Raw genomic sequence first — 19,856 nt, 5'->3', positions numbered from 1 at the left:
CGAAGTGACTTAGGTGCCCCCTGTTCGCGGAAAGCGCGAACCGGGGGCACTCCGTTTATTCGCCTACCCGGGGCCGAGCCCTCGGACCCCGCGTCACGGCAGGTCACGGTGAGCGGGGAGGGGTGCTACCCCTCCCGTGTCGGTGCGGGGTGACGTGAATCATGAAGTGGGTGGAACTGTGACCGAGGTCGTGCTGGGGGTCGGGGGCGGGATCGCCGCCTACAAGGCGTGTGAGCTGCTGCGGCTGTTCACCGAATCGGGTCACGGGGTGCGGGTGGTGCCGACCGCGTCGGCGCTCGAGTTCGTCGGTGAGCCGACCTGGGCGGCGCTGTCCGGTCGGCCGGTCGCCACCGGGGTCTGGGACGACGTGCACGAGGTGCCGCACGTGCGGATCGGGCGGGCCGCCGAGCTGGTCGTGGTCGCCCCGGCCACCGCCGACCTGCTGGCCCGGGCCGCCCACGGGATCGCCGACGACCTGCTCACCAACACGCTGCTCACCGCCACCTGCCCGGTCGTCTACGCGCCGGCGATGCACACCGAGATGTGGGAGAACCCGGCCGTCCGGGCCAACGTGGCCACCCTGCGGTCCCGCGGGGCGATCGTGATCGAGCCCGCCGTCGGGCGCCTGACCGGCAAGGACACCGGCAAGGGGCGGCTCCCGGACCCGGCGGCGATCTTCGAGACCGCGGTCCGCGTACTCAAGCGGGGTCTTGATCTCGATCTCGAGGGCCGGCACGTGGTGGTGACCGCCGGCGGGACGCGGGAGCCGCTGGACCCGGTGCGGTTCCTGGGCAACCGGTCGTCCGGCAAGCAGGGTTACGCGCTGGCGAAAGCCGCCGTCGCCCGCGGCGCCAGGGTGACTCTCGTCTCGGCGAACGTGTCGCTGCCCGACCCCGCCGGGGTGGATCTCGTCCGGGTCGGCACCACCGAGGAGCTGCGGGTGGCCACCGTCACCGCGGCGGCTGCGGCGGACGTCGTCGTGATGGCCGCCGCGCCCGCCGACTTCCGGCCCGCGTCGGTCGCCGAGCAGAAGATCAAGAAGTCCGACGACGGTACGCCCGCCCCGATCGCCCTGGTGACGAACCCGGACATCGCGGCCGAACTGGGTGCGGCCAAGCGCCCCGGCCAGGTGCTCGTCGCGTTCGCCGCGGAGACCCACGACGCGCTGGAGAACGCCCGCGGCAAGCTGGTCCGGAAACGAGCGGACCTGATAGTCATCAATGAAGTCGGGGTTGACAAGGTGTTCGGGCAGGACCGGAACACCGTTACCATCCTGGGGTCGGACGGTCTCACCGCCACTCATGGGGAACTCCCCAAAGACGATGTGGCCGATATGATTTTCGACCAGGTGGTGAGCCGCCTGAAGCCCAGGTAGGCCGTTGACCAGCCGCCCTGGCTAGACTTCCGCGTTACGTTGTATTCGACAAATCTGAGGAGCACCGTGGCACGCCGCCTGTTCACCTCCGAGTCGGTCACGGAAGGCCACCCGGACAAGATCGCTGACCAGATCAGCGACGGGATTCTCGACGCCCTGCTCGCCCAGGACCCGCGCAGCCGCGTCGCGGTGGAGACCCTGATCACCACCGGCCAGGTGCACGTGGCGGGTGAGGTCACCACGCAGGCCTACGCCGACATCCCCAAGATCGTGCGCGACACGATCCTGAACATCGGGTACGACTCGTCGAAGAAGGGCTTCGACGGCGCGTCCTGTGGCGTCAGCGTCTCGATCGGCTCCCAGTCGCCCGACATCGCGCAGGGTGTCGACAGCGCCATCGAGCTGCGCTCCGGTGACAGCGAGCACGTGCTCGACTCCCAGGGCGCCGGAGACCAGGGCATGATGTTCGGCTTCGCCTGCTCGGAGACGCCCGAGCTGATGCCGCTGCCGATCGCCCTCGCGCACCGCCTGGCCCGGCGCCTGTCCGCCGCGCGCAAGGACGGCACGATCCCCTACCTGCGGCCGGACGGCAAGACCCAGGTCACCATCGAGTACGACGGTCTGCGCCCCGTCCGCCTCGACACCGTCGTGGTGTCGACCCAGCACGCCGCGGACATCTCCCTGGAGTCGCTGCTCACGCCGGACATCCGGGACCACGTGATCGCGCCCGAGCTGGAGGGCCTCGGCATCGAGACCGAGGGCTACCGGCTGCTGGTCAACCCGACCGGCCGGTTCGAGATCGGCGGCCCGATGGGTGACGCCGGCCTGACCGGTCGCAAGATCATCGTGGACACCTACGGTGGTTACGCCCGGCACGGTGGCGGCGCGTTCTCCGGCAAGGACCCGTCGAAGGTGGACCGCTCCGCGGCGTACGCGACCCGCTGGGTGGCGAAGAACGTGGTGGCCGCCGGTCTCGCCGAGCGGTGCGAGGTCCAGGTCGCCTACGCGATCGGCAAGGCCCACCCGGTCAGCCTGTTCGTGGAGACCTTCGGCACCGAGAACGTGCCGGTCGAGCGGATCGAGAAGGCCATCAAGGACGTCTTCGATCTGCGTCCCGCCGCGATCATCCGCGACCTGGACCTGCTGCGCCCGATCTACCAGCAGACCGCCGCTTACGGTCACTTCGGCCGGGACCTCCCCGACCTCAAGTGGGAGAGCACCGACCGCGCCCAGGACCTGAAGAACGCCGCTTCCTGAGCTTTCTGTCGAGTCGAACAGCCGGCACCCCGTCGCGGGGTCGCCGGCTGTCCTTCATCTCCGGCTCGAACTTTTGTTACCTGCTTGATCCTTCGGGGCTCGGTTTGCGTGTTTGTTCGCATGAGTCTCGTGGGTGGTTCCGGCGGCTACGCTCCGGTGATGACGGCGGTCCAGGGTGAACGGGTGATCGTCGTCCGCCACGCCATGCCGGCGGTCGATCCGGACGTGCCGTCCGAGCAGTGGCAGCTCGCCCAGGAGAGCCGGGTCGCGGCCCGCCTGCTCCGATTGCACGTCTGCCATCCGGCGTACTACGTGGCCAGCACCGAACCCAAGGCCGCACAGACCATGCAGGAGATCGCCGGCGTCCAGCGGGTCGTCCGCGACGCCGGCCTCGCCGAGGTGCACCGCCCGCACGTGTGGTTCACCGACGAGGGCTACCACGCGGCGGCCCTGGCATACGCGCGAGGCGAGTGCCCCGACGGCTGGGAGCCGCGCGACCAGGTCATCGAGAGATTCGACGCCGCGGTGGTACGCCACGCGGCCGACGCCGCCGCCCAGAACCGCACCCTGATCCTGGGCACCCACGGCCTGGCCCCGACGGTGTGGATGGCGAGCCGCTACCAGCTGGCCACCGACCCGGCCGCCTTCTGGGCCGACCTGCGCTTCCCGGACATCCTGGAAATCGACTTGAAGGCCGCAACCGTGAACTTCCTGACCCACTGACGCCCACGGCTCGGCGCGGCTACAACCCGCGCCGTGCCGCCTTCCCTCCCCGGGTGCCTTTCCCGTGCCGTTCTGTCCTTCCCGCGCCTCGCCCGCCCCTCCCCTCGCCCGCCCCTCGCCGCGCCGCGCTGTCCTTCCCGCGACGCGCCCGCCCCTCGACGCGCCCGCCCCTCGCCGCGCTCGCCCCTCGCCGCGCCGCGCTCGCCCCTCGCCGCGCCGCGCTCGCCCCGCCCCTCACCGCGCTCGCCCCGCCCCTCGCCGCGCTCGCCCCTCGCCCCGTGCCGCCTTGGCTTGCGGGAATTCCTGTCGGGGTGGGGTGTGGGGCGCTTCATGATCGGTGGGTGGGGTGAGGGCGGCGGAAGTGTCATACCGAGCGGGCAGAATGTTCGGTGATGGTCGGTAAAGGGGTGCGTGCGGAACGGGAGCCGGCTGAGCGGCTGCCCGTCGCCAGGGTGTGTGTGGATGTGGCTCTGGCTCACCTGGATCGGCCGTTCGACTACCTGGTCTCTGCCGCTGATGACGAGGCGGCTCAGCCCGGGGTTCGGGTGAAGGTCCGGTTCGCCGGGCAGCTCGTCAGTGGGTTCCTGTTGTCCCGGGCCGAGAGTTCGGAGCACGGCGGGAAGCTCTCCTATCTGGAGAAAGTGGTCTCGGCCGAGCGGGTTCTCGATCCGGAGATCGCCCGGTTGGCGCGGGCCGTCGCCGACCGCTATGCCGGAAACCTCGCCGACGTCCTACGCCTCGCGGTGCCACCTCGCCACGCCCGCGTCGAGGCCCAGACCACCACCCCGCCCCGCCCGGCCGAAAAAGCCGCTCCATCCGATACCGCTCCGCCCGGCACCGCGCTGGCCCAGGGCGTGCCAGGTGGGGCCGCGCCGGCTGAGGCCGGTTTGTCTGAGGTTGTGCAGTCAGAGACCGGGCCGGCCGACGCCGCGTTCCGGTCGGCTGGCGGTGAGGTCTTGCCGAGGGCTGACGGGTTGTCGGTGGCTGGTGGGCGCTCGGTGGCGGATTCGGCGACGGACACGGGGACGGTTGTCGGGACGGGTTCCGATTCGCCTGTCGGCGATGGGGCTGGGTCTGCTGGGAGTGCGGGCGCGCCAGCAGTAAAGGCAGAAACAGCGGCAGCAGCAGAAACAGCGGTAGTGGCGCCAGGAGTGGCGGCGCCAGGAGTGGCGGCGCCAGGAGCTGCGGCGGCAGCGTCAGATGCCGAGGTGAAGGAAGGCCTCCGGTCCAACCCCGACGCCGAGCCCGAGGGTGAGGGAGCCGGTGCGGGTGAAAGGCCGGGCCGGGGTGGGGTGGATCTTTCTGGGGTTCGGCCGCCTGCTGTCGGGGGGTGGGATTCGTATCTGAGTGGGGGGGCTTTTCTTCGGGCGCTTCGGGAGGGGCGGGGTGCTCGGGCTGTGTGGTCGGGGCTTCCGGGGGAGGATTGGCCTGCCCGGCTTGCCGAGGCGGCCGCGGCCACCGTGCTCGGTGGGCGTGGGGTGGTGATCGTCGTTGCGGATGCCCGGGATCTGGAGCGGGTGGACCGGGCTCTCACCGACGCTCTCGGGGACGGGCTGCACGTTGCGCTGAACGCTGCTCTCGGGCCGGCCGAACGGTACCGGCGGTTTCTCGCTGCCAGCCGGCACCGGGTTCCGGTGGTGGTCGGTACCCGGGCGGCCATGTGGGCGCCGGTCGCCGAGCTCGGGCTGGTGATCATCTGGGATGACGGGGACGACGTGCACGCCGAGCCCCGGGCGCCCTACCCGCACGCGCGCGACGTCCTGCTGACCAGAGCGCGCCTGGCGGACTGTGCGGCGCTGGTGGCGGGGTTCGCGCGTACCGGCGAAGGGCAGTTGCTCCTGGAGACCGGATGGGCCCGGGAGATAGCCGCGGACCGTGGTGTGCGCCGGGCCCGGTCTCCGTTGATCATGCCGACCGGTGACGACTCGCAGTTGGCGCGGGATCCCGGTGCGGTCGTCGCCCGGCTGCCGAGTGTGGCCTGGCAGGCGGCGCGGCAGGCGTTGCAGGCCGGTGCGCCGGTGCTGGTGCAGGTGCCCCGGCGGGGTTATCTGCCGTCGGTGGCGTGTGCCGAGTGCCGGACTCCGGCGCGGTGCCCGCACTGTTCCGGGCCGCTCGGGCTGCAGGGTGCCCGGGACGTGCCGGTCTGCCACTGGTGCGGGCGGGCCGCGGCGGCCTGGGAGTGCCCGGTCTGCCACGACCGGCGGCTGCGGGCCTCGGTGATCGGGGCCCGGCGGACGGCGGAGGAGATGGGGCGGGCGTTCTCCGGGTTCCCGGTGCGCACGTCGGGGCGGGACGAGATCCTGACCACTGTCGCGGCCGGCCCGGCGCTGGTGGTGGCGACGCCGGGGGCGGAACCGGTGGCCGACGGCGGGTATGGCGCGGTGCTGCTGCTCGACACGTGGGCGCTGCTCAGCCGGGCCGATCTGCGGGCCGCGGAGGAGACGATGCGGCGCTGGCTGAACGCGGCGGCGCTGGCCCGGCCGGCGTCGGACGGCGGGCGGGTCGTGGTTGTCGCGGACGGCTCGCTGGCCCCGGTGCAGGCGTTGCTGCGCTGGGATCCGGGCTGGTTCGCGGCTCGGGAGCTGGCCGAGCGGCGGGATCTGGGGTTCCCGCCGGCGGCCCGGATGGCGAGTGTCACCGGGGTCACGGCCGCGGTCAACGAGCTGCTGGGGCTGGCCCGGTTGCCGGAGGGTTCCGAGGTGCTCGGGCCGGTTCCGGCCGGTGAGGAGCAGGAGCGGATGCTGCTGCGGGTGGCCCGGTCGAAGGCCGCGGATCTGGCGCACGCCCTGCACGAGGCGGCCGGGGTGCGCAGCGCCCGCAAGGCGTCCCTGCCGGTGCGGATCCAGGTGGACCCGGCCGACCTGTTCTGACGGCCGCCCGGCGCGGTTCGCCCGATTCCGGGGAGAGCCGCCGGGCACGGTCCGGCGGCTCCCGAGAAGGCCGGCCGGAAGTGCGGCGGGGAGCGCTGGCGGGTGTGGTCCGTCAGGTGATGGGGGCGGGTGCCGTGCGGTCACTGTCAGCGCGGCGTTGCGCGCGTCACTCCGTAGACTGGGCAGGTGCTGCCCACCAGAGTCAGGAGTCTCACCGCGTGACCGTTCAGCCCATCCGTCTTTTCGGCGATCCGGTGCTGCGCACCGCGGCCGACGACGTCGTCGATTTCGACAAGGAACTGCGCAAGCTGGTGAAGGACCTGATCGAGACCATGCAGGACGAGGGTGGCGCCGGCCTGGCCGCGCCACAGCTCGGCGTGGGTCTGCGGGTGTTCAGTTTCGACGTCGACGACGTGGTCGGGCACATCGTCAACCCGGTGCTCTCGTTCCCGGACGAGGAGGAGCAGGACGGCCCAGAGGGCTGCCTGTCGATCCCGGGCATCTACATCGACACCAAGCGCCGGCAGAACGTGGTGGCCAACGGCTTCAACGAGTTCGGTGACCCGGTCCAGCTGGTCGGCACCGGCCTGATGTCGCGCTGTGTCCAGCACGAGACCGACCACCTGGACGGGGTGCTGTTCCTGGACCGGCTGGACGCCGCGGGCCGCAAGGACGCGATGAAGCAGATCCGCGCCGCCGAGTGGTACGACGCCGCCAAGCCGCCGACGGTCAAGGAGAACCCGCACGCTGGCGGGATCTTCGGGGCCGGCCTGTTCAGTTCGGGGCGGTGACCGGATGCGCCTGGTCTTCGCCGGCACCCCGGCGGTAGCGATTCCCAGCCTGGACGCGATCGCCGCCTCCGGGCACGAGATGGCCGCGGTGGTGACCCGCCCGGACGCTCCGGCCGGTCGTGGCCGCCGTCTGGTCCGGTCACCCGCCGGGGCGTGGGCCGACGAGCGCGGCATCGAGGTGCTGACCCCGGAGAAGCCGCGGGATCCGGAGTTCCAGGAGCGGCTGCGGCAGATCGCGCCGGACTGTGTGCCGGTGGTGGCTTACGGGGCGCTGGTCCCGCCGACCGCGCTGGAGATCCCGAGGTTCGGCTGGGTGAACCTGCACTTCTCGCTGCTGCCGGCCTGGCGTGGCGCGGCGCCGGTGCAGCACGCGGTCCTGCACGGCGACGAGGTCACCGGCGCCAGCGTGTTCGACCTGGAGGCGGGGCTGGACACCGGCCCGGTGTACGGGACGCTGACCGACCAGATCCGGTTCACCGACACCTCCGGGCACCTGCTGGAACGGCTGGCCGTGGAGGGTGCGGGGCTGCTGGTGGCGGTGCTGGACGCGATCGAGGCGGGCACGGCGCGGGCGCACCCGCAGCCGGCCGACGGGATCTCGCACGCGCCGAAACTGACGCCGGAGGACGCCCGGGTGCGGTGGGACGATCCGGCGTTCGCGGTGGACCGGCGGATCCGGGCTTGTACCCCGGCGCCGGGAGCGTGGACGACGTTGCGTGACGAGCGGCTGAAACTGGGCCCGGTGCGGCCGGTGGCGAACGCCCCGGCGCTGAAGCCCGGTGAGCTGCTGGTCGAGCGCAAGCAGGTACTGGCCGGCACGGCCACCACGCCGGTGCAGCTCGGTGAGGTCCGGGCGGCCGGTAAGAAGCCCATGTCCGCGACGGACTGGGCCCGCGGTATGCGTATCGAAGCAGGGGAGAAGTTGGCGTGACGGAACACAGGGCTTCGCGGCCGCACGGCGGCCGGCCGAATCGGCCGAGCGGGCCCGGCCATCCCCGGGACGATCGCAGCGGGCGTGCCCCGCGGGCCGGGCGGCCACCGGCGGACCCGGCACGGCAGGCGGCGTACGAGGCGGTCGCCGCCGTGCACCGCGACGACGCGTACGCGAACCTGGTCCTCTCCGACATCCTGCGCGGGATGGGCCTGCACGGGCGGGACGCGGCGTTCGCGACCGAGCTGACGTACGGCACGCTGCGCGCGGTCGGCACCCTCGACCTGATCATCGCGGAGGCCGCCGGGCGTGAGGTCTCCCGGATCGACCCGCCGGCCCGGGACGCCCTGCGGCTCGGCGCCTACCAGCTGCTCTACACCCGGGTGCCGACGCACGCCGCGGTGAACCAGACGGTCGACCTGGTGCGCTCGGTCGCCCCGGGCGCGTCCGGGTTCGCCAACGCGGTGATGCGCACCATCTCCGAGACGCCGCTGGACACCTGGCTGGAGCGGCTGGCGCCGTCGTACGAGAGCGACCCGATCGGGCACCTCTCGGTGATCCACCACCACCCGCAGTGGGTGATCCGGTCGTTCGCCGAAGCGCTCGGCGGCGACCTGGAGGACACCGCCCGGCTGCTGATCGAGGACAACCAGCCGCCGGCGGTGCACCTGTGCGCCCGGCCGGGGCGGGCCGACGCGGTCGAGCTGGCCGACGAGGTCGGCGGGGTGCCGGGGGCGTTCTCGCCGTACTCGGTGTACCTCAACGGCGGCGCACCGCGTGACCTGGCCGCGATCCGGGAGGGCCGCGCGCACGTCCAGGACGAGGGTTCGCAGCTGGTGGCGGCGGCGCTGCTGGCGGCCCCGATCGAGGGTCAGGACACCCGCTGGCTGGACCTGTGCGCCGGCCCGGGGGGCAAGACCGGCCTGATCGGCGCGATCGCCGCCGGCCGGGGCGCCGAGGTGACCGCGGTCGAGGTGGCCGAGCACCGGGCCCGGCTCGTCGACATCGCCACCGAGGGCATGCCGGTGACGGTGCTGCCGATGGACGGCCGGTCGGTGGGCCGGGATCCGGATCTGCCGGAGGAGGGCTTCGACCGGGTGCTGGTGGACGCGCCGTGCACCGGGCTGGGTTCGCTGCGGCGCCGGCCCGAGTCGCGCTGGCGCCGGCAGCCGGCCGACCTGCCGCCGCTCACCCGGCTCCAGCGGGAGCTGCTGGTGGCGGCGCTGCGGGCGGTCCGGCCGGGCGGTGTGGTGGCCTATGTGACGTGCTCCCCGCACATGGTGGAGACGCAGGTCACGGTCAGCGAGGGGGCCCGGCGCAGCGGCGTCGAGGTCGACTTCGTGGACGCGCGGCCGCTGCTGCCGCCGGGCATGCCGAGTCTGGGCCCCGGGCCCACGGTGCAGTTGTGGCCGCACAAGCACGGCACCGACGCGATGTTCCTGGCCGTGTTGCGCCGTACCAGCTGAGGTTCGTTGGGCGTACCGCAAATGCGTCTGTGAAGGCCGGGCCCACGACGGGCCCGGCCTTCTCGCATCGAGGGACCGCCGCGAAGGCCGGCCGGCGCGGAGGGGCGAGGCGCGGAGGGGCGCCGGCCGGGATCGGGCCGGAGGGCGGTGCGGTGCGGAGGGGCGAGGCGCGGAGGAGCGCCGGGCGGGATCCGGGATCCGGGATCGGGTCGAAGGGCCGCGGTGCGGTGCGGAGCGCAGGTCATAGACTTCACGCCGTGGAACCCATCATCGCGCCGAGCATCCTCGCCTCCGATTTCTCCCGGCTGGGGGAGGAGGTGCGGGCCGTCGAGGGAGCGGCCGACTGGGTGCACGTGGACGTCATGGACAACCACTTCGTGCCGAACCTGACGCTCGGCCTGCCGGTGGTGACCAGCCTGCGCAAGGCGACCACGATCCCGTTCGACGTGCACCTGATGATCAACGACCCACAGCGCTGGGCCCCGGCCTACGCGGAGGCGGGCGCCTACAACGTGACGTTCCACGCCGAGGCGTGCGACGACCCGGTGGCCCTGGCGAAGAATCTGCGGGCGGCCGGCGCCAAGGCGGGTCTGGCGATCGACCGGGACACCCCGGTCGAGCCGTACCTGGAGTTGCTGCCCTACCTCGACACCATCCTGATCATGACGATCAAGGCCGGGTTCGGCGGGCAGGCGTTCATGCCGGAGCTGCTGGGCAAGGTGCGTGACGTGCGCCGCCGGGCCGACGTCAACAATCTGCAGATCCGCATCGAGGTGGACGGTGGCATCGCCGCCGACACCATCGAGCAGGCGGCCGAGGCGGGTGCGGACGCCTTCGTCGCCGGCACCGCGGTCTACGGCGCGGCCGACCCGGTGGAGGCCATCGCCAAGCTGCGCGCCCTCGCCGCGGGCCGGATGGGAGCCGCAGGCTCGACGGGAGCCGCGGGCCCGATGGGACTGGCGTGACGGCGCGCTGAGGACCATTATCGACCCTGACGACCGCTGGGCTGGAAGGTGCGATGAGCAAGGTTGAGCCGCTCCCCGAGATCGATCCCGAGCTGGACTCCGAAGAGGGTCCGAGCCTGGTCATGGTGGTCGACGACGACCAGGACATAGCCGGCTTCGTCGAGTTCAATCTCCGGTTGCACGGTTTCGAGGTGATCCGGGCCCGGGACGGCCGGGAGGCGCTCGACCTGATGGAGAACCACCGGCCCGACCTCGCGGTGATCGACTGGATGATGCCCGGGATGGACGGGGTCGAGCTGATCCGCCAGCTGCGGGCCGAGCCGCTGACCTCGGCGCTGCCGGTGATCATGCTGACCGCGATGGGGTTGACCGGCGACAAGGTGCACGGGTTGCAGGCGGGCGCCGACGACTACCTGGTGAAACCGTTCGACCTGGCCGAGTTGATCGCCCGGGTCAGCAACACGCTGCGCCGGCACAAGGACGCGCGTGAGGTGTCGCCGCTGACCGGTCTGCCCGGCAACGCCCGGGTGCGCCGGGAGATCAGCGACCGGATCCGGTCCGGCCGGGACTACTCGGTCGGCTACATCGACGTCGACCGGTTCAAGAGCGTCAACGACGTGTACGGGTTCGACCGCGGCGACGAGTTCATCATCGCCCTGGCCCGGAGCCTGCAGCGGGCGTCCAGCCAGACCGGGAAGCCGTCGATCTTCCTCGGGCACATCGGTGGCGACGACTTCGTGTTCATCTGCGAGCCCGATCAGGTGCTGCCGCTGACCCAGCGCACGGTGACCGATTTCGAGACCGCGGCGGACCGGTTGTACGAGCCGAAGGACGCCCAGCGGGGTTACATCGAGGTGCCGGACCGCCGTGGCAACAAGCAGAAGGCGGCGCTGGTCACCCTGTCGATCGGGGTGGCGCAGGCGACCGAGGACGGGCGGCGGTTCACCGATCCGCGGGCGGTGATCGCGGTCGCTTCGGAGATGAAGAAGGTCGCAAAATCACAGCCGGGGTCGTACGTCGCCATCGACCGCCGCCGGGAAGACGCCGACTAGGGGCTGTTTGGGCATTCGGCCTCGCCGTAGCCCCGGCCGAATTCCGAAACAGCCCCCAGGTCCGGTGTGGCAGCCACCACCTGGACCTCGCCTCGCTCCCGCGGGGTCTGCCACACCGGACCTGGATCGGGGTTAATCCCCTATTCCCATGGGTGATGTGGCCTTCGTGACATGCCCGTCTGTCCTGGTCAGGGCGGTTTGGGTGATCGCTGATGTGAAGTAGATCCCCTGGCAGGTGGCAAAATCGCGAACCCGTGCAAGACTCGGGGGTGACCCACCACGCGCTGGCGGGACTCGGTGAAATTCCGAACCGGCGGTGATCCGACGCGAGAGCGACGGTAAGCCCGCGACCCGGTCGCCCCACCAAGGGCGAGCGGTTGACCTGGTGAGACTCCAGGGCCGACGGTTGATCAGCTGATGCTGGTCAGACAGTCCGGATGGGAGACAGCGCGCGGAATCGGACGGGTCGTGCCTTCGTGGGCGCGACTTCGCCGGGGTGCGCGAAGCGTACCCTCAGTGTCCGATTCCTGGCGTTTCTCCCACCAGCACTCTCAGCGCGTGCCGTTTACCGCGCGAGAGGACCGCCAGATGGTGACCGAGGACGAGGCGATGCGCCGCGCTGTGGCGCCGGCCGCCCGGAGCCTCGGATGGTGACCGAGGACGAGGCGATGCGCCGCGCTGTCGCGCTGGCCGCCCGGGGCCTCGGCACGACCAGCCCGAACCCGGTGGTCGGCTGCGTCCTGCTCGGCCCGGGCGGCGAGGTGGTCGGCTCGGCCCTCAGCCCCGCGGGACAGGACGCCCGGGCGGGACAAGACGCCCAGGCGGGGCAAGACGCCCAGGCGGGGCAAGGCGGCCGGGTGGGGCAAGGCGCCCAGGCGGGACAGAACGTCCAGACGGGACAAGGCGGCCGGGCGGGACAAGACGTCCAGGCGGGACAAGGCGGCCGGGCGGGACAAGGCGGCCGGGTGGGGCAAGCAGGTCAAGGTCGCGAGGTGGTCGGTGAGGGCTTCCACGCCTACGCCGGCGGACCGCACGCCGAGATCGTCGCCCTGGCCCAGGCCGGTGAGCGCGCCCGGGGCGGCACCTGCGTGGTCACCCTGGAGCCCTGCAACCACACCGGCCGGACCGGCCCGTGCTCGGACGCCCTGATCAACGCCGGGGTGGCCCGCGTGGTGATCGCCGTCGACGACCCCACTCCGGTGGCCGCGGGCGGCGCCGCCCGGCTGCGGGCCGCGGGTATCGAGGTGACCACCGGGGTCCGCCGGGCCGAGGCGGAGGCGGGCAACGTGGCCTGGCTGACCGCGGTGCGCCGCGGCCGCCCGTACGTGACGTGGAAGTTCGCGGCCACCCTGGACGGCCGGTCGGCCGCCGCCGACGGCACCAGCCAGTGGATCTCGTCGGCCGAGTCCCGCTCCGACGTGCACGTGCTGCGGAGCACCGTCGACGCGATCGTCGCCGGGGTCGGCACCGTGGTCGCCGACGATCCGCAGCTCACCGTCCGGGATCTGCGGGACGGCACGCTCGCCATCAAACAGCCGCTGCGCGTGGTGGTCGACTCGTCCGGGCGTACGCCGGAGAACGCCCGGGTCCGGGATGCCGCCGCGCCCACCTGGATCGTCACGGCGGCCGAGACCGGCGCCGGACCGGACGGCCGGGTCGACCTCTCCGTGATGCTCACCGAACTGTTCGCCCGCGGCGTCCGCAACGTCCTGCTGGAGGGCGGCCCGACGCTGGCCGGCGCCTTCCTGGCGGCCGGCCTGGTGGACCGGGTGATCGGTTATGTCGCGCCGAAGCTGCTCGGCGCCGGCCGGACCGCGCTCGTCGACGCCGGGATCGGCACCATCGCCGACGCCGTCGACCTGAACTTCCTGGAAATCACGCAGATCGGTGGCGACCTGCGGTTCACGGCAACACTCCGTCCCAAGGAGAGCCATCCGACCGCCCCGCCCACCACCCGTAAATCGGAAGAACGGATCTGATAGCGATGTTCACCGGAATCATTGAAGAGTTGGGCGAGATCGTGCGCCTGACCGAAGGGGCCGAGGACTCCGCGGTGATCGCCGTCCGCGGTCCCGTGGTCACCACCGACGCCCGGCACGGCGACTCGATCTCGGTGAACGGCGTCTGTCTCACCGTGATCGACAACGAGGGCGGCGTGTTCACCGCCGACGTGATGGGTGAGACGCTCCGGCGCAGCTCGCTCGGCGCGCTGCGCACCGGCAGCAACGTGAACCTGGAGCGGGCCGCCGCCCTGGGCAGCCGCCTCGGCGGTCACCTGGTGCAGGGCCACGTGGACGGCGTCGCGCGGATCATCGCCCGGGAGCCGGCCGACCAGTGGGAGGTGGTGCGGTTCTCGCTGCCGCCCGAGCTGGCGAAGTACGTGGTGGAGAAAGGGTCGATCACCGTCGACGGCGTGTCGCTGACCGTCATGACGGTGGACGAGGACAGCTTCGCCGTCGGGATGATCCCGGCCACCTCGAAGCTGACCGTGCTGGGCAGCAAGGCCATCGGAGATCCGGTCAACCTCGAGGTCGACGTGATCGCCAAGTACGTCGAGAAGATGCTGGGGAGTCGTCATGTCTGAGAGCATCGAGCGCGCGATCAAGGACATCGCGGCCGGTAAGCCGGTGATCGTGGTGGACGACGAGGACCGGGAGAACGAGGGTGACCTGATCTTCGCGGCCGAGTTCGCCACGCCGGAGCTGGTCGCGTTCATGGTCCGCTACACGTCCGGGTACATCTGCGTGGCCATCCCGGAGACCGAGGCCGACCGGCTGGATCTGCCGCCGATGGTCAAGACGAACCAGGACAACCTGAAGACGGCGTACGCGGTGACCGTCGATGCCCGGCACGGGATCACCACCGGCATCTCGGCCGCCGATCGCGCGCACACCATCCGGCTGCTGGCGGCGGCGGACAGCGGCCCGGACAGCTTCAACCGCCCGGGTCACGTCGTCCCGCTGCGGGCCAAGCCGGGTGGTGTGCTGCGCCGGCCGGGGCACACCGAGGCCGCCGTCGACCTGGCGCTGCTCGCCGGGGCCCGGCCGGCCGGGGTGCTCTGCGAGATGGTCAACGACGACGGCACCATGCAGCGCCGTCCGGACCTGGAGCGGTTCGCCGCCGAGCACGGTCTCAGCCTGATCACCATCGCGGACCTGGCGGATCACCTGGGCCGGGTCGGCACGGTGCTGCGGATGCCGGTCCGGGCCAAACGGGATCACGTCTTCGCCGAGTTGGCCTGACCGGCCCGCCGGAGAGTGAAGAATGACGACAGAGGGGGCTTTACATGGCAGGTTTCGGTGACCCACATCTGCAGACCGTCGACGCGGCCGGGCTGCGGCTCGGCATCGTCGGCTCCCGGTGGCACAACGACCTGGTCGACCACATGATCAGCCGGGCCGAGGCGGCCGCCGAGGCGTGCGGGGTGACCGACGTGGTGGTGGTGCGGGTGGCCGGGTCGGTCGAGCTGCCGGTCGTCGCCCAGGCGCTGGCCCGCAAGCTGGACGCGGTGGTCGCCCTGGGCGTCGTGATCAAGGGCGAGACCCAGCACTTCGAGTACGTCTGCGACGCGGTCACGGCCGGGCTGACCAGGGTGGCGCTCGACGAGAGCACCCCGGTCGCGCACGGCGTGCTCACCGTGGGGAGCCTCGGTCAGGCCCGGGACCGCGCCGGTCTGGAGGACTCGATCGAGGACAAGGGCTGGCAGAGCACCGTCGCCGTCCTGGACGCCGCGCTGGCCATCCGTGAGGTGGCCAAGCAATAGATTGACTTCACCCGGACGACACTTCACGTTCCCGGAATAGGCGCTCGGCACGGGGAAGCTTCCCCGGTCCGCCGCCTATTCCGGAGATGAGCAGTTGATTCCTCGGCTCAGCATCGTCGTGCCGTTCTACGACGTAGAGCGTTACATCGCGGCGTGCCTCGACTCCCTGGCCCGGCAGACGTTCCGGGACTTCGAGGTGTTGCTGGTCGACGACGGCTCGCGGGACGGCAGCGCGGCGATCGCCCGTGACTTCTGCGAGCGCGACTCGCGGTTCCGGCTGATCACCCAGGAGAACCAGGGGCTCGGCCCGGCCCGCAACACCGGGGTGCAGCACGCGCGGGGGGAGTACCTCACGTTCGTGGACAGCGACGACCTCATTCCGCGTCACGCGTACGAGCTGATGGTCGGATCCCTGGATCGCACCTCGTCGTCGATCGCCGGGGGCAACGCCCGGAGGTTCAACAACACCTCGGGCGTACGCCAGTCGTACGTGCACCGGCTCGCCTACGCCAAGGACCGCCCCGCCACGCACGTGCTCGAGCTCCCCGAGCTGGCCATCGACCGGATGGTCTGGAACAAGGTCTACCGCCGGCGCTTCTGGGACCAGTTCGACTTCAAGTTCCCCGCCATCCGGTACGAGGACTACCCGGTCACGTTGAAGGCGCACATCGACGCGGTGACCGTGGACTGCCTGGCCGCGCCGGTCTACTACTGGCGCGAGCGCGAGTCCGGTGAGTCGATCACCCAGCTGAAGTTCCAGATCGGCAACCTGGAGGACCGTGTCGTCTCGGCCGAGAAGGTCCTCGACGTGGTCGACCGCAAGGCCCCCGACCTGCGGCCCACCGTGCACGGCCACCTCGCCCAGATCGACCTGACCACGGTGGTGCAGGCGTTCGGCACGGCGCCGGACCACGAGCTGACCGCCTTGCTGGACCTGGGCCGGCGCCTGACGAAGCGGCTGCTGCCCGAGGTGTTCGAGAAGTCGTCGGCGTTCCAGCGGATGGAGTACCACGGGCTGCAGTCCGGTGACGTGGAGATGCTGCAGCGGCTGGCCCGGTTCCGGGCCGACGGTGGGCTGGCCGCCGGGCCGCGCGCCCGTCGTCACCCGGTGCTGCCGTGGCGTTTCCGCGGGCACTACCCGGGTCTGCCGGAGACCGCCGGGGTGCCGTCCGAGGTCTACCGGCTGTCCCGCGAGGACCTCAGCCTGCGCGCCGCCGTCACCGAGCTGAGCTGGAAGGACGACGCCCTGGTGGTCCGTGGCACGGCGGAGATCCACCACCTGCCGGCCACCGCCGACGCCTCCCTGCGGATCTCGCTGCTCGCCGGGATACGCGAGACGCCGCTGGAATCCGAGCGGTTCGACGTGCCGGACGCCCGGGGCGAGAACCGCCCGGCCGGGTTCACCGCCCGGGTGCCGCGGTCCCTGCTCGCGGCTATGCCGGCCGGCCGCGACGCGGTGCAGTTGCTGGCCACCATGCGCGACGGCGGTGTGCGCCGCCGCAAGCTGATCACCGTGCAGGCGCAGTACCCGGTCGGCGCCCGGGTCGGCACCGACTGGATCCAGCCGGTCCGGGCCAACGACGGCCGCCTGCTGCTGCGCCGGATGAACGGTGACCCGGAACTGACCGGTGCGGTCGCCGACGGGGACACCCTGGTGCTGACCGGTCGGCTGCCGAACGGCACCGACGACCCGGTGCTGCGGCTGACCCGGGCGGCCGGCGAGATCCGGGTGCCCCTGGAGTTCGGTGCCGGCGACGTCTTCACCGCCCGGATTCCGGTCGGTGACGTGGTCGACGCGACCAACCCCGACGATCCTTTCCTCGGCCGTACGGTGCTCATCCCCAAGATCGGCGGCAAGCTGATCCTGATCACCGGCCTGGACCGGTCGGTCGGCGTGCAGCACGGCGATCGGGTGGTCAGCGTCTCCCGTTCACCCGGGCAGTACCTGAACCTGATCGAGGGCCCGGCCCGGGTCAGCGCCGCGCAGATCGCGGTGGACGGCGAGCGGATCACCGTCGGCGGCCAGTGCCGGCCCGGTGTCGATCACGAGCGGATCGTGTGGCGGCGCTTCCTGCCGAACTCCGACGACGCCGTGGACGCCGTCTGCCGGGTGGCCACCGACGGCGCGACCTGGTCGGCCCGGGTGGACCTGACGGATCTGGTGGATCTCGGGCCGGGTGAGGTCACCGACTGGACGCTGTTCGCCGGCGAGGAGGACGGGCTGCCGTACGCCGTCCAGGTCGAGACGTTCGCGCTCACCGGCCTGCCCCGCCGGCTGTCCCGCCACCGCCTCTACGCGCGGGCCGGCACCCTGCACCTCGAGACGAGCTGATCGGCATGCATCACCACAACCACTATTACGGGCAGTCGCACATCCTGGCCCGCTGGGCCGGCCTGGACGACCAGCACCCGCCCCGGATCCGCGGCTACCTGCAGCACGGGTGGAACGTCGGCTGCGGCTGGAACCCGGTGCACGAGTTCTTCGACGGCGCCTGGCGGTACACCTGGAGCGACCCGCCGCGGCGGCGCGGGCACACCCTCGGGCGCCGGAACTACCACGTGGTCGGCGCGCCGTTCCTCTACCTGTCCGAGCTGGAACCCGACCTCGGTACGGTGCCGGAGCAGGAGCGCGAGGGCACGCTCTGGTTCCTCTTCCACGGCTGGGAGGGCGGCGGCAAGGGCGGCAAGATCGAGGGCGACCACGCGCGGCTGATCTCCGAGATCAAGGAGACCGAGACCGAGCCGGTCACGATCAGCCTCTACTACACCGAGTTCGAGCGGCTCGAGGTCCGGCGAGCCTACGAGCAGGCCGGCTTCCAGGTGATCTGCTTCGGCAAACGCGGCTGGAACTACGAGGGCACCGACCGGCGGTTCCTCTACAAGCAGCTGAAGGCGTTCCGCGGGTTCAAGCGGGTCGCCGCGAACCGGCTCAGCACCGCGATCTTCTTCGGCGTCGCGGCCGGGTGTGTGCCGGCCGTCTACGGCGACCCGATGGAGCTGGAGGGCGACAACCCGCTCTTCGGCGGTCAGGCCCGGATCGCCCGGCTCTGGCCGGAGATGCTCGGCAAGGAGATCGACCTCGCCGCGGCCCGCGCCACCACCGACGTCGAACTGGGCCGGCACCACCTGATGCCGCCGGCCGAGATGCGCATGCTTTTCGATTGGAACCCTCGTGACTGACCGTACGATGCCGACCGTTGTCCGTGGCGAGGTCCAGCCGTGGACCGACCGGAACCCGGCCGGTGGACCGGCGCTGACCGGTTTCCTCGCCGACCTGCTGCCGGCCCGGGCCGGGCGGACGCTGATCGCCGGGCCGCACGACAGCGACGTGCTCGCCCTGGCCGCGAGCCGTAGCGACGACGTGACCGTGCTGCTGCGCTCGGTCAGCGACGCACAGGCCTTGGCCGCCGCCCAGCCGCCGGACGGCGGATATGCGGTGGTCACCGGATCGCTGGACGGCCTTGCCGACGCGAAACCGGAGCCGTTCGACGTGGTGATCGCCGCGGACGGCCTGGACCGGCTGCTCGGCCCGGACTCGGCGGCCCTGGACTGGCCGGAGCGGGCGGCGCTGCTGCGCGGGCTGGCCGGACCGGCGGCGCTTGTCGTGATCGGGGTGGAGAACGGCTTCTCGATCACCGGGCTGCTGGACCGGCGCCCGCTCAAGGACCGCTACGGCGACGACGAGTTCCGGCCGCTGCACGACGACCCGCGGCGTCCCGGCTCGGCGGCACAGGTGAACGACCTGCTCGGCGGGGTGGAGCGGCGGTATGCGCGCTTCGGTTCGGACACCCTGGTGGAGTCGGGGGTGCTCACCCGTACCCAAGCAGGGTTTCCGGCCATGCGCCTCGCGGCCGCCGCGCTGGAGACCTCGGACACGCCGCTCCTCGCGCCGGTGGCCGACGCCGTCGAATCCGCGGCCCGCGCCGGAATGCTGGACGCCGTGGCCCCCGGCTGGCTGGTGGTGCTCGGCACCGGCGGCACGACCCGGACCGCTTACACCGCGACCGGCACCGCCGACCTGACCGCGGACGGCTGGAAGGTCGGCGACCGGGTCCTGCCGGATGCCGAGGACGCCGAGACGGTGTTGCTCCGGCTGGCCGCCGCCGAGGACGTGCCGGGCTTCCGCGCCTACGCCGCGACGGTGGAACCGACCTGGTTCGACGTGGTTCCCGGACGCCCCGACGGTGACGTCACGCCGGCCGCGGCGTGGTTCCGATTCCGGGATCGGCTGATCGGTGGGCATCACCGGCACCCGTGGCCGCCGTGGATGGCGGACGGGGACGACCTGGTCAAGACCTGGCTGGCGATGTCCGGGGTCGAGCCGACCGACGAGATCCTGGCCCGCGGGCGGGAGATCGCCGCGACGTTGCCGGCCGGGCGGCCCGATCTGCGGACCGCCCTGGCCGACGACGAGGAAGCCCGGACCACCATCAAGGAGCAGGCCGGGCACATCTTCGGCCTGGAGCGGACCATGCGCTTCCGGGACCAGCAGCTGCGCACCCGGGAGCAGCAGTTGCGCAACCTGCGCGACGAGCTGCGCCGGCTCAAGAGCGGCCGGTCGGCCCAGGTCGCCTCGACGCTGAGCCGGGTGGCCCGGCTGCGTGACCCGAAGCGCCTGGCCGGCGCCGTGAAGAAGCGGGCCAAAGCCTTCCTGCTCCGGTGA

At 71.9% G+C, this 19,856-nt stretch carries 15 protein-coding genes, 1 pseudogene and 1 riboswitch; all 16 genes and pseudogenes read left to right on the top strand.

Annotated elements, in window-relative coordinates; genetic code table 11:
* The first annotated feature begins 178 nt into the window (after window positions 1–178).
* The 16 genes and pseudogenes from coaBC (at window position 179) to Aco03nite_RS08280 (ending at window position 19,856) form a co-directional block, all read left to right on the top strand.
* Window positions 179–1,375, top strand: coding sequence for a bifunctional phosphopantothenoylcysteine decarboxylase/phosphopantothenate--cysteine ligase CoaBC (gene coaBC / locus Aco03nite_RS08360; protein ID WP_203794198.1), 1,197 nt, complete (start codon window positions 179–181; stop codon window positions 1,373–1,375).
* A 66-nt stretch (window positions 1,376–1,441) separates the two neighbouring features.
* Window positions 1,442–2,632, top strand: a complete 1,191-nt coding sequence (gene metK, locus Aco03nite_RS08355; RefSeq protein ID WP_203794197.1) for a methionine adenosyltransferase — start codon at window positions 1,442–1,444, stop codon at window positions 2,630–2,632.
* A gap of 159 nt (window positions 2,633–2,791) precedes the next feature.
* Window positions 2,792–3,355: a histidine phosphatase family protein gene (locus Aco03nite_RS08350; protein WP_203794196.1), complete on the top strand. Its 564-nt coding sequence runs from the start codon at window positions 2,792–2,794 to the stop codon at window positions 3,353–3,355.
* A 458-nt stretch (window positions 3,356–3,813) separates the two neighbouring features.
* Window positions 3,814–6,225, top strand: a complete 2,412-nt coding sequence (locus Aco03nite_RS54645) for a primosomal protein N' (protein ID WP_425544576.1) — start codon at window positions 3,814–3,816, stop codon at window positions 6,223–6,225.
* 218 nt (window positions 6,226–6,443) lie between these two features.
* The gene (gene def, locus Aco03nite_RS08335; RefSeq protein ID WP_203794195.1) at window positions 6,444–7,016 is read left to right on the top strand and encodes a peptide deformylase; all 573 of its coding nucleotides are present in this window, start codon (window positions 6,444–6,446) and stop codon (window positions 7,014–7,016) included.
* Window positions 7,017–7,020: 4 nt separating this feature from the next.
* A complete protein-coding gene (fmt, locus tag Aco03nite_RS08330; RefSeq protein WP_203794194.1) occupies window positions 7,021–7,947 on the top strand; it encodes a methionyl-tRNA formyltransferase in 927 nt (308 codons plus the stop codon).
* Entirely contained in the window at window positions 7,944–9,413 is a 1,470-nt protein-coding gene (locus tag Aco03nite_RS08325) for an RsmB/NOP family class I SAM-dependent RNA methyltransferase (RefSeq protein ID WP_203794193.1), read from the top strand. The genes fmt and Aco03nite_RS08325 overlap by 4 nt, the downstream gene beginning before the upstream one ends.
* 257 nt (window positions 9,414–9,670) lie before the next feature.
* Window positions 9,671–10,378 carry a ribulose-phosphate 3-epimerase gene (gene rpe / locus Aco03nite_RS08320; protein ID WP_203794192.1) on the top strand — a complete coding sequence of 236 codons (708 nt, stop codon included), beginning with the start codon at window positions 9,671–9,673 and terminating at the stop codon, window positions 10,376–10,378.
* Between the two features lie 122 nt (window positions 10,379–10,500).
* Window positions 10,501–11,430, top strand: a complete 930-nt coding sequence (locus Aco03nite_RS08315; protein WP_373872586.1) for a GGDEF domain-containing response regulator — start codon at window positions 10,501–10,503, stop codon at window positions 11,428–11,430.
* Window positions 11,431–11,709: 279 nt separating this feature from the next.
* Window positions 11,710–11,883: riboswitch (FMN riboswitch) on the top strand.
* Window positions 11,884–12,077: 194 nt separating this feature from the next.
* Complete coding sequence (ribD, locus tag Aco03nite_RS08310) at window positions 12,078–13,409, top strand: bifunctional diaminohydroxyphosphoribosylaminopyrimidine deaminase/5-amino-6-(5-phosphoribosylamino)uracil reductase RibD (protein ID WP_203794190.1); 1,332 nt, start codon at window positions 12,078–12,080, stop codon at window positions 13,407–13,409.
* A gap of 5 nt (window positions 13,410–13,414) precedes the next feature.
* Window positions 13,415–14,014, top strand: a complete 600-nt coding sequence (locus Aco03nite_RS08305) for a riboflavin synthase (protein ID WP_203794189.1) — start codon at window positions 13,415–13,417, stop codon at window positions 14,012–14,014.
* A pseudogene (gene ribB, locus Aco03nite_RS08300) lies at window positions 14,007–14,642 on the top strand (3,4-dihydroxy-2-butanone-4-phosphate synthase); the annotation flags it as partial. The gene Aco03nite_RS08305 and the pseudogene ribB, both read left to right, overlap by 8 nt.
* Window positions 14,643–14,716: 74 nt before the next feature.
* Window positions 14,717–15,193, top strand: a complete 477-nt coding sequence (ribH, locus tag Aco03nite_RS08295; protein ID WP_203794188.1) for a 6,7-dimethyl-8-ribityllumazine synthase — start codon at window positions 14,717–14,719, stop codon at window positions 15,191–15,193.
* A 94-nt stretch (window positions 15,194–15,287) separates the two neighbouring features.
* Window positions 15,288–17,525 carry a glycosyltransferase family 2 protein gene (locus tag Aco03nite_RS08290; RefSeq protein ID WP_203794187.1) on the top strand — a complete coding sequence of 746 codons (2,238 nt, stop codon included), beginning with the start codon at window positions 15,288–15,290 and terminating at the stop codon, window positions 17,523–17,525.
* Between the two features lie 5 nt (window positions 17,526–17,530).
* A complete protein-coding gene (locus Aco03nite_RS08285) occupies window positions 17,531–18,373 on the top strand; it encodes a hypothetical protein (RefSeq protein WP_203794186.1) in 843 nt (280 codons plus the stop codon).
* Entirely contained in the window at window positions 18,366–19,856 is a 1,491-nt protein-coding gene (locus Aco03nite_RS08280) for a hypothetical protein (protein ID WP_203794185.1), read from the top strand. Before Aco03nite_RS08285 ends, Aco03nite_RS08280 begins: the two co-directional genes overlap by 8 nt.

The organism is Actinoplanes couchii (genome assembly GCF_016862075.1).
Classification (GTDB): domain Bacteria; phylum Actinomycetota; class Actinomycetes; order Mycobacteriales; family Micromonosporaceae; genus Actinoplanes; species Actinoplanes couchii.
This window is presented reverse-complemented; position numbering and strand designations above follow the sequence as displayed.